This window comes from Thioclava sp. GXIMD4215 (assembly GCF_045291555.1).
Taxonomy (GTDB): domain Bacteria; phylum Pseudomonadota; class Alphaproteobacteria; order Rhodobacterales; family Rhodobacteraceae; genus Thioclava; species Thioclava litoralis.
Genome location: NZ_CP149515.1, coordinates 907,875 through 921,603 on the forward strand (window position 1 = coordinate 907,875; position 13,729 = coordinate 921,603).

The following is a 13,729-nucleotide window of genomic DNA, read 5'->3' on the forward strand; positions in this document are numbered from 1 at the left end:
CCGACAAGACGGGGAATGGAAGTTGCATACTAACCGTCGGGCGGGCTATAAGAAGCCCCAACAAGATCTAGAAGAATAGAGGCGCGCGTGAACGATACTCCCGATACGCCGGACACGGAAGATAAAGGGCCGGGACGCCCCTCTTCCGAGCAGTTTCCCATTGTCTCCATCGCGTCCGAGATGAAGACGGCCTATCTCGATTACGCGATGAGCGTGATCGTCTCGCGCGCGATCCCCGATCTGCGTGACGGCCTCAAGCCCGTGCACCGCCGCATTCTTTATGCGATGCATGAGACGGGCAATACGCATGACAAACCCTATCGCAAATCGGCACGTCCGGTGGGCGATGTTATGGGGAAATACCACCCTCATGGCGATGCCGCGATCTATGACGCTTTGGTTCGTATGGCCCAGCCGTTTTCCATGTCGCTGCCTCTCTTGGATGGTCAGGGCAACTTCGGGTCGATGGATGGCGATAGCGCGGCTGCCATGCGCTACACCGAGGTCCGGATGCAGAAGGCCGCCGCCTTCCTGCTCGCCGATATCGAAAAAGACACTGTCGATTTTCAGGACAACTACGATGGTAAGGACCGCGAGCCGGTCGTTCTGCCCGCGCGGTTCCCGAATATGCTGGTCAATGGTGCAGGCGGTATTGCCGTCGGTATGGCCACCAATATCCCGCCGCACAACTTGGGCGAAGTGGTCGATGCCACCCTTGCGCTGATCGACAACCCCGATATGTCGACCGAGGCGATCATGCAGATCATCCCCGGCCCCGATTTCCCGACGGGCGGTCTGATCCTTGGTCGTGGCGGTGCGCGCAAAGCCTATCTGGAGGGCCGCGGCTCTGTCGTGATCCGCGCCAAGACCCGTATCGAGGAGGTCCGCAAGGACCGTCATGCGATTGTGGTCGACGAGATCCCCTATCAGGTCAACAAGGCCGCGATGATCGAGAAGATTGCCGAGCTGGTGCGCGACAAGCGTCTGGAAGGCATCTCCAACATTGCCGATGAATCCGACCGTGTCGGCGTGCGCGTGGTGATCGAGCTCAAGCGCGATGCGACGCCGGATGTGGTGCTCAACCAGCTTTACCGCCTGACGCCTTTGCAGACCTCCTTCGGCTGCAACATGCTGGCGCTGAATGGCGGCCGCCCCGAGCAGCTGACCCTACGCGATTTCCTCACGCATTTCATCACCTTCCGCGAGGAAGTGGTGGCACGGCGCACCGCGTTCGAGCTGCGCAAGGCGCGTGAACGCAGCCATATCCTCTGTGGTCTGGCTGTGGCGGTGTCGAATGTGGATGAGGTCGTCGCCACGATCCGGTCCTCGGCAGATGCCGCCGAGGCCCGCGAGCGCCTGATGACCCGTCGCTGGCCCGCGCATGACATCGTCGAATATCTCAAGCTGATCGACGACCCGCTGCATCCGGTCAATGACGATGGCACCTATAACCTGTCGGAAGTGCAGGCCCGCGCGATCCTTGATCTGCGCCTGCAGCGCCTGACCCAGATCGGGGTGAAGGAAGTCACCGACGAGCTGGCGGAACTGGCCGAGAAGATCAAGGACTACCTTGCCATCCTTGCCTCGCGCGACCGGATCATGGCGATCATCTCGGACGAGCTGCGCGAGGTGCGCGAACTCTTCGCCGTGCCGCGCCGCACCGAGATTGCCGATTTTGTCGGCGATATCGACGACGAGGACCTGATCGAGCGCGAAGACATGGTCGTGACGGTCACCCAGTCGGGCTGGATCAAGCGCACGCCGCTGGCCGATTTCCGCGCGCAGAAACGCGGTGGCAAGGGGCTTTCGGGCGGCGGTCTGAAAGATGATGATGCGGTGACCACGATGTTCGTGGCCAATACCCACACGCAGCTTCTGTTCTTCACGACCGAAGGCATGGTCTACAAGATGAAGACGTGGCAGTTGCCTGCCGGTTCGCGTGCCTCCAAGGGCAAGGCGATCGTCAATATCCTGCCGATCCCCACGGGCGTTTCCATCGCCGCCATCACGCCGGTGGACCGCGACGAGGCCGAATGGGCCGATCTGCAGATGGTCTTTGCCACCTCGGCAGGCACCGTGCGCCGCAACCGCCTGTCGGATTTCACCAATGTCATGCGCAATGGCAAGATCGCGATGAAATTCGACGAAGAGAATGCGGGCATGCGTCTGATCAATGCGCGCATCTGTTCCGAGGAGGACGATGTGATGCTGGTCACCGCCAAGGGCCGCGCCATCCGCTTCCCCGTGCCGGAAGTGCGGGTGTTCAACTCGCGCAATTCGGTCGGTGTGCGCGGCGTGAAGCTTCTGGGCGATGACGAGGTCGTGTCGATGTCGGTCATCCGTCACTTCGATGCAACGTCGGAAGAGCGCACGGCTTACCTCAAGCAGCGCCGTCTGATGGCCGGTATCACCGAAGAGGACGAGGCCGACGAGGATGAGGACGCGGTAGAAGGCGGCCAGCTCTCGCCCGAGCGTTACGCCGAGATGTCTGCCGCCGAGGATCTGATCCTGACGATCACCGCCAAGGGCCTTGGCAAGACCTCGTCCAGCCATGACTACCCCGTGCGCGGGCGTGGCGGCCAAGGTGTGACCGCGTTTGACAAGAAGATGCGCGGCGGCGACCTTGTGGCCTCCTTCCCTGTCGAGATGGGCGACCAGATCATGCTGGCCACCTCGACCGGCCAGTCGATCCGCTGTCCGGTGGACGGGATCTCCTTCCGCTCGCGCGGTGCAGGCGGTGTGAGGGTCTTCAATACGGCCGAGGGCGAGACGGTGGTCTCTGTCGCGCGCATCGCGGATCAGGGCGACGAGGACGGCGAAGATCAGCCGATCACGCAAACGTCACAGACGGATGATACGCCACCCGCTGACGGCGCATCGGAACAAGAGTAAAATCACGGGCAGGCACATGTAGATGTGACCTGCCCTAAAAATTCTGTGGCGCAAGATCACAGACCAACGAGCAGAGTAGAGACAATGAAAAAGACAGCTATCCTCGCCCTTCTGGCCGGATTTGCGCCCTTGGCTGGCCATGCTGCCGATGTCGTCGGTGCCAATGTCGGCCTTTCGCATTACAACTTCCTTGATGCGGATTCGCGGGACAATTCGCGCACCAGCATCGGTGGCCAGATGGAAATCGGCTTTGCGCCGCAATTCTCGGTGCAGGGTGACATGGCACTGAACCGTTATTGGGACGATAGCTGGGACGGCGCATCCACCGCCCTGCATGCGATCTATAACATGAACGACACCATGAAATTCGGTGCACGTGCGGGGTATGAGCGCCTCGACAGCGATGACATCACCACGCTGGGCGTGGAATATGGTGCGGATTACGGGCTGTTCTCGGTTGAGGCGGCGTATAACCACATGAAGAACCACGATGCCGACCTGCAGGGCAATCTGTACAATGTGTCCGCCTCGATGCCGCTGAATTCGCAGGTCTCGGTAGGGGGCCGTGTGGATTATTACGACACCGATAATGTGACCGGCCGTCGTATCGCCGCAACCGGCGAATACAAGATGGGCAACGGCTATGCCATGACGGGCGAGCTGGGCTTCAATGATCCCAACCACGACGACGCGGAAAGCTATGTGGGGATCGGCCTGCGTGCCGATCTGGGCCAGGGTGGCGTCAGCTTCAGCGACCACAGCCTGTCGGATCTGATCGTCGGGCACTGATCTTTATCGACATGCGATGATGCGGCCATCCGGTAATCGGGTGGCCGTTTGCCTATCGACCGGTGCAAAAGGGTTTTAATCGAATATCAAATCCTTTGTGCTGAAATCCCGACCACGCGCCTGAGGGACAGCCCGCAAGAACGGGGTGGTAGATGGGCCGGGAGGTTGGATATGAATTTGTATCACTGTATGATTGAGCTGACATCGGGCACCAAAGCGCTGGCCTTCGCGGCAGCGGCTGAGATCTGGTATGGCGGGTTGCAAAAGCGCGGGCTGATCAGTTCGTGGCGGCTGATGCGGCGCAAGCTGGGCTTGGGCGCCGAGGGTCAGGCGGATTTTCTGTTAGAAATCGAGGTGGCCGACATGGCCATGCTGGAAAATGCGTTTCGGGCTGTAGGCCAGAGTGACGATGAACTGGCCCGCCATTACGACCAGATGCATGCGATGATCGCGACCTCCAGCGTCGGGCTTTACCGTGAATTTCCAGATCCCGAACGGCGCGAGCGTATCGCCCTGATCTGACGGCCCCGATTATGCCGCATCCTGCCGGCCAAGGGCCGCGCATCCTTATGCGCAGGGCCGCAGCCCTGCGGGGCATCGAGCCCCTTGGGCTGCGCGGGATCGGGCCTTACGGCCCGCCCCGTAGAGCAAGCGACCGAGCCGGTTTCTTGCACAAACCGCCGATTGTCCCTTGAGAATGGCTCTTTTCAAAACCACGGCTTTGGCCTAGACGAACGCCATGACAGATACACTCCATATCCTTGGCGGCGGCATGGCCGGTTCCGAAGCTGCGTGGCAGGCCGCGAATGCAGGCGTGCGCGTTGTGCTGCATGAGATGCGCCCGACTGTTGAGACCTTTGCCCATCGCACCGGCGATTTCGCCGAGATGGTGTGCTCGAATTCCTTCCGCTCGGATGATGACGAGCAGAATGCCGTGGGGCTTTTGCATTGGGAGATGCGGGCTGCAGACGGGCTAATCATGGCGATGGCCGATAAGCACAGCCTGCCTGCCGGTGGCGCTTTGGCGGTGGATCGCGATGCGTTTTCAGCCGGTGTGACCCGTGCGCTCAAGGATCATCCGCTGATCGAGACGCGCTATGGCGAGATCACCGAACTGCCGAAAGACGGGCATTGGATTGTGGCGACGGGGCCGCTGACCTCTGGCGCTTTGGCCGAGAGCATTCGCAGCGAGACGGGCGCCGATGCTTTGGCCTTCTTTGATGCCATTGCGCCCATCGTCTATTTCGAGTCGATCGACATGGATGTAGCCTGGCTGCAATCGCGCTATGACAAGGGCGAAACCGAAGAAGAGCGTAACGCCTATATCAACTGCCCGATGACCAAGCCCGAATATGAGGCCTTCATCGATGCGCTTCTGGCCGCCGATAAGACCGAGTTCCACGAGGGCGAGACGGCGAAATATTTCGATGGCTGTCTGCCGATCGAGGTGATGGCCGAACGCGGGCGCGAGACTCTGCGCCATGGTCCGATGAAGCCCATCGGCCTGACCAACCGCCATAAGCCCGAAGAGAAAGCCTATGCCGTGGTGCAGCTGCGCCGCGATAACGCTTTGGGGACGCTCTATAATATCGTGGGTTTCCAGACCAAGATGAAATATGGCGCGCAAACGGAAGTGCTGCGGATGATCCCGGGCCTTCAGAACGCGAGTTTCGCGCGTCTGGGCGGCATCCACCGCAATACGTTTATCAACTCGCCCACGCTTCTGGACAATCAGATGCGGTTGAAATCGCGCCCCAATATCCGTTTTGCGGGGCAGATCACCGGTGTCGAGGGCTACGTGGAATCCTCGGCGATGGGACTTCTAGCGGGCCGGATGGCTGCCGCCGAGATCCTTGGCCGTGATTTGCCTCCGCCCTCCTATGAGACCGCGATGGGCAGCCTTGTGAACCATATCACTGGCGGTGCCGAGGCGAAGACCTTCCAGCCGATGAACGTCAACTTCGGGCTATTCCCGCCGGTCGAGGCCCGTGGCGGGCGGCGCGGCCGCAAGGACCGTTACAAGCTGTATACCGACCGCGCGAAAGAGCAGTTCACCGCGTGGCTTGGCGCTCAGCCGAAATAAAGGCGGATGCGGACGCGCTTTGCTCCTTCGCCCACCGGCCCGCTGCATCTGGGCCATGCCTATTCCGCCTGTCTTGCGTGGGATATGGCGGCGGGCGGGGAGTTTCTGCTGCGGATCGAGGATAATGACAGCCAGCGGTGCCGCCCCGAATATGAGGCGGGCTGCTATGAGGACCTGCGCTGGCTGGGGCTGTCATGGCCCGAGCCGGTGATGCGCCTGTCGGACCGGCGTGAGGTCTATCTGGCGGTGATCCATGATCTTATCGACCGTGGCCTGGCCTACCCCTGTTCCTGCACGCGGCGCGATATTCAGGCGGCCATGTCAGCGCCGCAAGAGGGGGTCAGCGCGCCGCATCTTTATCCGGGCACCTGTCGTCACCGGAAGGGGCACTATCCGCAGGCGGGTGATGCGGTGCGGCTGGATATGGCGGCGGCTTTGGCCGGCCTGCCGGAGCAGGCTCTGACATGGGAAGAAACGGGGCTTGATGCGGGGCTGCACCATCTGGACCCTGCCCGCCTGTTGCAGGATCATGGCGACATTGTGCTGATGCGCAAGGATATCGGCACGGCGGCCTATCACCTGTCGGTCGTGGTCGATGATGCCGAACAGGGCATCACCGATGTCATTCGCGGGGCCGATCTGGCAGAGGCCACCATGCTGCACCGCCTTTTGCAGGCCGTGCTGGACCTGCCCACGCCGCGTTATCATCACCACCGGCTGATCCGTGACGAGAACGGCAAGCGGCTGGCCAAACGCAATGATGCGCGGGCGATCTCGCTTTACCGCAGCGAAGGTGCCTCGCCCGCCGATATCCGCGCGATGGTTGGCCTTAAGCCATAGGCTCTGCGGTGATCAGCTCTTTGCCATCCTCGACCAGCGTATAGAAACAGCTGCGGCGGTTGGTATGACAGGCCGGCCCCTTCTGCGTCACCTTCAGCAGCAGGCAGTCACGGTCGCAATCGATGCGCAATTCGACCAGATGCTGCATATGGCCCGAGGTCGCCCCCTTGGCCCAGAGGCTTTGACGCGAGCGTGACCAATAGGTGACATGGCCCGTCTCCAGCGTCTTTGCGAGGCTTTCGGCATTCATCCATGCCATCATCAGAACCTCGCCATTCTCGGCATCTTGGGCGATGGCGGGGATCAAACCGTTGGCATCATATTTCAGGCTGGAAAGATCGAAAGACATAGGGGTTTCCTCTGCAAGGTGAAGGCCCTATCTATCGCAAACCGAGATAGGGGAAAAGACCATGAGCGACGGCGATCTGTTCCGGCTTTATTCGCAACGCATTCTGGCGCTGGCGGCGGATATTCCGCATAGCGACCCCTTGCCCGCACCCGATGCCACCGCCAAGAAACGCGCGCCGCTTTGCGGCTCGACCGTCGAGGTGGCGCTGACTGTCGAAAACGGGCGCATCACCGGCTATAGCCAGACCGTGCGTGCCTGCGCGCTGGGGCAGGCCTCGGCTGCGATTTTCGGGCATAATATCATCGGTCGGTCGCGCGAGGAGGTGCAGGCGCTGCGCGATGCCCTGGCGCGGATGCTGGCGGGCCAAGGCCCCGTCCCCACGGCCCCTTTTGCGGAATATGAGATCCTGCAGGCCGCACAGGACTATCCCAATCGCCACGGATCTATCCTGCTGGCACCGGATGCGACCCTGCTGGCTTTCGACCAGATTTAACGGGATGTAAAACCTTCCATGCGAGCCTCCCAAAGTCTGAGGTGGAGGCTGCATGAACGATCTTTCTTTTCATCCCGGGGCCGGGACTAATGGAACCGGACTGGACCAGATCGCCAAACAGGCGATCACATTAGGTCGCGAAATCGTCGAAATTGCAGCCGCTCTGGATCTTCTGGCCCAGAACGCGACGGAACAGATGGGCCATCTGACCCATGCCGATCGTGCCGCAACCATTATCCAGAGTGCGAATGAACGGGTCATCACCGGCATCGAGGCCGTAGCCGGCGCCGCGCAGCGCACGCAGGATCATGTGGCCGAAACCACCACCCAGATGCGCGAAACGGCCCAGCACGCGCAGAAGATCGCCAGCTGGGTCACATCGGTCGCGCAGCGCATGTCGGATGTCGGCAAGACCCTGGCGCAGGTGCAATCGGAAAACAGCGAGATCCGGCAGATCGCCTCGCAGGTCAATATTCTTGCCATCAACGCCAAGATCGAGGCGGTACGGGCGGGAGATGCGGGGCGCGGCTTTGCGGTGGTCGCCGAGGCCATTAACGAGCTGTCGCGCAAAACGGCAAATGCGGCGGGCGGGATCAGTCAGGCCATTGAAGGTCTGGATAGCGGCATCCAGACCTTGCGCAAAGAGGCCGAGAACATCACGGATAACGCATCCCGCGTGCTCAGTGGCACCGTTGAAACGGATCAGGCCATGTCGCGCATGACGGCCTCTGTTGACGAGACCCGTCAAGCCGTGGGCGAGATTGCGCAGCGGGCGAATGAAGTGCGCGAAGCCAATAGCCGTTTCGCACCGGCTTTCGGAGCGATGACGCAGGCGATGAAGCAGACCGGAACACAGGTCACGCAGGCGCAAAAACGCACAACCGCCCTGATCACCGTCGGCGAGACCATCGTGCAAAACTCTGTCCAGCTTGGCGGCGCGCTGGAGGATGCGGCCCTTATCGACTTCGTGCAGCAGGAAGCCGCCAAGATCAGCGAGATTTTCACGCAGGCAGTTGCTTCGGGGCAGATCGAAACTGCGGCTCTTTTTGACCGGCGCTACGAACCGATCGAGGGCACGAACCCGCAACAGGTCATGGCGCGATTTACACTATTTACCGATAAGGTTCTGCCCTCCATTCAGGAAGCGGCATTGGAGCTGGACGGCAAAATCGTGTTCTGCGCAGCGGTGGATGAAAACGGATATCTGCCCACACATAACAGAAAGTTCTCGAAACCGCAGGGGGCCGACCCTGCATGGAATACCGCAAACTGCCGCAATCGGCGGATTTTCGACGATCGGGTCGGGTTGCGTGCAGGCCGCTCGACCGCGCCTTTTGTCCTGCAGATCTATCGTCGCGACATGGGAGACGGGCATTTCGTTCTGATGAAAGACCTCTCGGCCCCGATCACCGTGAACGGACGGCACTGGGGCGGGTTGCGCATTGCCTATGCCTTCTGATCGAAAAGCCTATATGGCCCTGCCTTTCCGGCGGGAACGGATCGTTCCAATGCATGCCAAGCCGATGATGAGGGCCTGAAACGGCGCTCCACAGCATCCTAGTAACGGGCCTTGAATGAAAAAACCGCCATCCCGAGGATGGCGGCGAGTAAGGCACTTTCTACGCGCCCGGTGTGATCAAGAGGCTCGTCCGGGCAGGACGATGAGCGCGCGCCGCGGGGACAGTGCGGCGCAGTGCGAGGCAGACCGGGCTTTAAAAAAGCCCCGGCAAACACAGAAGCCCCAAGCAGGTTACACAGATCGACGCGGCGCCAAGCACGTCGGACAAAAGGCTATCGCCTTCGATAACCGTTCCAATTTTTCGCAACATCAATGTAACCTCCTTGCTTCTGTTGCCCTTTTGTTCTCATTAAAAAGAGAACAAGTAAAGAACATTTTTACCAAGCTTAGGGTTACCCAACGGAAATCAGTTTGATTGCGCGATCCTGCTCCATCAACCAAAGCAGCGTTCTGGCTGCGCGTCCCCTCTCGCTTTCAAGCCCGGGGTCCCCTTCCAGAAGCGCGCGCGCATCGGTTTGCGCGGTCGCCATCAATCCCGCCTGACGTTCCAGATCGGCCACGCGAAACCGTGGAAGCCCCGATTGCGCGGTGCCGATCATATCGCCCGCACCACGCAACGCGAGATCTTCCTCGGCAATCCGGAAGCCATCCTCGCTATCGCGCAACACCTTCAGTCGCCGCTCGCCGGTCTCTGTCAGGGGGGCGCGATACATCAGAAGACAGGTTGAGGCCGCAGCCCCGCGCCCGACCCGTCCGCGCAACTGGTGCAACTGCGCAAGCCCGAAACTCTCGGCGCGCTCGATCACCATGATCGAGGCATTGGGCACATTGACCCCCACCTCAATCACAGTGGTCGCCACCAGAACACGTTTCGTCCCCGATAGAAATTCTGCCATCGCCGCGTCCTTTTCGGACGGAGACATCTGCCCGTGCACCAAGGTGACCACCTCATCCCCCAAGGCCGCCCGCAGATGTTTGAACCGTTCTTCAGCCGATTGCAGATCCGATTTCTCGCTTTCTTCGACCAACGGGCATACCCAATAGGCCTGACGCCCCTCGTCTACCGCACGCGTCAGATGCGCGACGACCTCTGCCAGACGCTCATCCGCGATCAACGCGGTCTTGACCGGCGTCCGACCGGGGGGCTTTTCGTCCAGAACCGAAACATCCATATCGCCATATTGGGTCAGTGCCAGAGAGCGCGGGATCGGCGTCGCCGTCATGACCAAAATATCGACCGCCTGCCCCTTAGCCCCCAATTCCATCCGCTGCGCCACGCCAAAGCGATGCTGCTCGTCTATGACCACAAAGCGAAGGTCATGAAAATGCACATCTTTCTGGAAAACGGCATGGGTGCCGAGTAAGATATCAATGCGCCCTGCGGCAAGATCTTCCAGCTTGGCCGCACGATCCGCACCCTTATCGCGCCCCGTCAAAAGCTCGACCCGCACCCCCGCATCGCGGGCAAGAGGCGCAATCCCCTCCATATGCTGGCGCGCCAGAATCTCGGTCGGGGCCATCATAACGGATTGGCCTCCCGCCTCGACCGCTGTGACCAAGGCCAGCAATGCCACCAGCGTTTTCCCCGCCCCGACATCCCCCTGAAGCAGACGGTTCATGCGGCGATCAGAGGCCATATCGCCCCGAATTTCGGCAACCGCACGGGTCTGCGCGCCAGTTGGCGCATAGGGCAGATTTTGCAAAATGCGCGCGGAGAAACGGCCATCACCGCGCGTCACCCGCCCCGGTTTGCGTTTGGCGTTACGTCGCGCCAAAGCCAAGGTCAGCTGATGCGCGAACAACTCGTCATACGCCAGCCGCATACGCGCCGGCGACTGCGGCATACAGTGCGCAAGATCTTCCGGATGATGCGCCGCCTGCATGGCCACGTGCCAATCCGGCCAGTCTTCACGCTTTTTCAGGTTGGGATCGATCCATTCGGGAAGCTCGGGCAACAAGGCCAGCGCTCCTTCGGCGGCCTTGCCCATGACCTTCTGCGTGATCCCCGCAGAGAGAGCGTAAATCGGCTCGAAGCGCGGAATCTCTTCAAGTTGCTCAGGCAGAAGGATAAAATCCGGATGTACGATTTGCGCGCGGCCCTCGTAGATTTCGACCTTCCCCGAAACGATCCGCCGCTCGCCCAAAGGAAGCTGCTTCTGGAACCATTGGTCATTGCCCCGAAAAAAGACCAGCGTGATCTCGGCCTGCGCATCTTCAACGATCACCCGCGAAGGTGCCCCCGCCCGCGCGGCCTTCACATGGCGCAGAACCGTTACCTCGGTCGTCACGACCTGCCCGTGCGGCACCCCCGCCACCGTGGGCACCGGACGGCGATCGACCAGACTGTAAGGCAGAGTGAGCAGCAGATCACGCGGCTTTTCGAGGCCAGCCTGTGTCAATGTCTGTGCCAGCTTCGGGCCGATACCGGGCAAGCTTTCAAGCTTACCGAATAGCGGGAAAAGACTCTCGGGCCGACCTGCCATCAGCCTTGCCCGGCCATAACCAGCCACGCATCCTCGTCAATCACCCGCACACCAAGATCTGCCGCTTTGGTTGCTTTGGATCCGGCCCCCGGACCGGCCACAAGGATATCGGTCTTCTTCGACACGGACCCCGCCACTTTTGCCCCCAGCGCCTCGGCCCGCGCCTTGGCTTCCGAACGTGTCATCTTTTCAAGCGTTCCGGTAAATACGATCGTCAACCCTGCGATTTCGCTATCATTTTTCGGCTTTTCGGCCTCTTGCACCCGAAGCTGCGCGATCAGACGGTCAATCGACCCGCGCTCGGCTTCCTGATGGAAGGTGCTCACCAGACTTTCGGCAAGAACCTTGCCAACACCGTCAATGCCAAGCAGATCCTCCCAGGCTGCATTGCCTCTCGGATCGGCCTGCGTCATTGCGGCTTCGAAAGACGGCCATGTGCCATAATGGCGCGCCAGCAACGTCGCGGTCTGTTCTCCCACATGACGGATCCCCAAAGCAAAGATCACACGCGCAAGCGCGATATCACGCCGCTGGTCAATCGCGTCAAACAGTTTGAGCGCGGATTTCTCCCCCCAACCATCGCGATTTTTCAATTGCCGCACCTGACCCGGCCCATATCTGTCCCGCAGAGTGAAAATGTCGACAGGCTCCCTGACCCAGCCATCTTCATAAAACGCCTCAACCTGTTTGGCGCCAAGCCCGTCAATATCGAACGCAGCGCGCGAGACAAAATGCTTGAGCTTTTCAACTTGCTGCGCCGGACAGATCAATCCGCCGGTACACCGACGCACCGCATCCCCTTCCTCGCGAATGGCGTCCGAACCACATTCAGGGCATTTCGAAGGAAATTCATAGGGTTGCAGACCTTCCGCGCGACGCGCAAGATCCACATCCGCAATTTTCGGGATCACATCGCCTGCGCGATAAACCTGCACCCAATCCCCCTCGCGGATGTCGCGCCCGCCACGGATCTCTTCGCCTTTCGAATCGCGCCCTGCAATATAGTCTTCGTTATGCAAGGTCGCGTTGGAGACAACCACACCTCCAACCGTGACCGGTGTCAGACGCGCCACGGGACTGAGCGCACCAGTCCGCCCCACCTGAATCTCGATCTTCTCAAGTTGGGTCCATGCCAGTTCGGCAGGGAATTTATGTGCGATCGCCCAACGCGGCGTTGTCGAACGAAAGCCCAGCCGAGCCTGCAACGCAAGGTCGTTGACCTTATAGACGACACCGTCGATATCATAGCCGAGCATCGCCCGATCTGCTTCGATCGCATGATACTGGGCAATCATCTGCGCCGATCCGGAACAGGTCTTGGTCAGCGGATTTGTCGAAAAACCAAGTTCGGCCAAACGCTTGATCGCTCCGCTTTGGGTATCTGCAAGAGGTGCCGACAGCACCCCCCAAGCATAGGCAAAAAACTTCAATGGTCTGCGCGCAGTGACCCGCGGATCCAGCTGGCGCAACGACCCTGCGGCGGCATTCCGCGGATTGGCAAAACGTTTCTCGCCCCGTTCATCTTGCGAGATATTGAGCGCCGCAAAATCGTCATGCGCCATATACACCTCGCCGCGCACCTCAAGCAGATCCGGCGCATCTTTCAAATGCTGCGGAATATCGGGGATCGTCCGCGCATTTTCTGTAACGTTTTCACCCGTTTCCCCATCGCCACGCGTTGCAGCGTAAACAAGCACACCTTTTTCATAACGCAACGAAAGCGATAGCCCGTCAATTTTTGGCTCTGCGGTAAAAGACAAGGGCGTATCCGCTGCCAATCCGAGATATTTCCGGATGCCGCGGACAAAATCCTCGACATCTTCATCCTCGAAGGCATTGCCCAAGCTCATCATCCGTTGTTCATGCCGGACCTTCGCAAACCCTTCCGCCGGAGCCGCACCCACTTTCTGGGACGGGCTGTCGCCACGTTGCAGATCCGGGAATTGCGCCTCCAATGCAAGAAGGCGGCGTTTAAACGCATCATATTCGGCGTCAGAAATCTCCGGCGCATCCTGCGTGTGATACGCCGTATTCGCCCGTTCAAGCCGCGCTGATAGGTCCGCAATCTCGCGCGCCGCCGTATCTTTTGTCATATCACCGGGGGGAATGGCGGAAGAATTCATGGCGGGCTCTCTATCTTGCTACATCGCGCGCGTCACAAATATGGCCTTCTCCGCCTCACGTCCAGCCACCGCACCCAAACAGCCGTGAAATACACAGATACGAACTTCATGTTACAGATTAAAAAATGCCGCTAAAAAAATGAAAAAGCCGCATTTTC

Annotated in this window: 10 protein-coding genes; 7 read left to right on the forward strand and 3 right to left on the reverse strand. The window is 60.1% G+C overall.

Features of this window, described 5'->3' with window-relative positions:
* Positions 1-180: 180 nt before the first annotated feature.
* The 5 genes from gyrA to gluQRS all read left to right on the forward strand — a co-directional run bounded on the left by gyrA (position 181) and on the right by gluQRS (position 6,604).
* Positions 181-2,892, forward strand: a complete 2,712-nt coding sequence (gyrA, locus tag WDB86_RS04445) for a DNA gyrase subunit A (protein ID WP_406737015.1) — start codon at positions 181-183, stop codon at positions 2,890-2,892.
* A gap of 84 nt (positions 2,893-2,976) precedes the next feature.
* Entirely contained in the window at positions 2,977-3,681 is a 705-nt protein-coding gene (locus WDB86_RS04450) for a porin (RefSeq protein ID WP_339107116.1), read from the forward strand.
* Between the two features lie 171 nt (positions 3,682-3,852).
* The gene (locus WDB86_RS04455; protein WP_339107115.1) at positions 3,853-4,203 is read left to right on the forward strand and encodes a DUF6614 family protein; all 351 of its coding nucleotides are present in this window, start codon (positions 3,853-3,855) and stop codon (positions 4,201-4,203) included.
* 217 nt (positions 4,204-4,420) lie between these two features.
* The gene (gene trmFO / locus WDB86_RS04460) at positions 4,421-5,764 is read left to right on the forward strand and encodes a methylenetetrahydrofolate--tRNA-(uracil(54)-C(5))-methyltransferase (FADH(2)-oxidizing) TrmFO (protein ID WP_406736727.1); all 1,344 of its coding nucleotides are present in this window, start codon (positions 4,421-4,423) and stop codon (positions 5,762-5,764) included.
* A gap of 6 nt (positions 5,765-5,770) precedes the next feature.
* Positions 5,771-6,604, forward strand: coding sequence for a tRNA glutamyl-Q(34) synthetase GluQRS (gene gluQRS, locus WDB86_RS04465; protein ID WP_406736728.1), 834 nt, complete (start codon positions 5,771-5,773; stop codon positions 6,602-6,604).
* On the opposite strand, the gene hisI is transcribed toward gluQRS, so the two are convergent.
* A complete protein-coding gene (gene hisI, locus WDB86_RS04470) occupies positions 6,594-6,953 on the reverse strand; it encodes a phosphoribosyl-AMP cyclohydrolase (RefSeq protein ID WP_406736729.1) in 360 nt (119 codons plus the stop codon). The genes gluQRS and hisI overlap by 11 nt on opposite strands.
* A 61-nt stretch (positions 6,954-7,014) precedes the next feature.
* On the opposite strand from hisI, the gene WDB86_RS04475 reads away from it, so the two are divergent.
* Positions 7,015-7,446: an iron-sulfur cluster assembly scaffold protein gene (locus WDB86_RS04475; RefSeq protein ID WP_406720636.1), complete on the forward strand. Its 432-nt coding sequence runs from the start codon at positions 7,015-7,017 to the stop codon at positions 7,444-7,446.
* A 52-nt stretch (positions 7,447-7,498) separates the two neighbouring features.
* Positions 7,499-8,905 (forward strand): methyl-accepting chemotaxis protein, encoded by a 1,407-nt coding sequence (locus WDB86_RS04480; RefSeq protein ID WP_406736730.1) that lies wholly within the window; start codon positions 7,499-7,501, stop codon positions 8,903-8,905.
* 452 nt (positions 8,906-9,357) lie between these two features.
* Here the strand turns inward: WDB86_RS04480 and recG are convergent, their stop codons facing one another.
* Together recG and ligA are read right to left on the reverse strand one after the other, a co-directional pair.
* A complete protein-coding gene (gene recG, locus WDB86_RS04485; RefSeq protein ID WP_406736731.1) occupies positions 9,358-11,448 on the reverse strand; it encodes an ATP-dependent DNA helicase RecG in 2,091 nt (696 codons plus the stop codon).
* Complete coding sequence (gene ligA, locus WDB86_RS04490) at positions 11,448-13,571, reverse strand: NAD-dependent DNA ligase LigA (protein WP_406736732.1); 2,124 nt, start codon at positions 13,569-13,571, stop codon at positions 11,448-11,450. The genes recG and ligA overlap by 1 nt, the downstream gene beginning before the upstream one ends.
* Positions 13,572-13,729 lie beyond the last annotated feature (158 nt).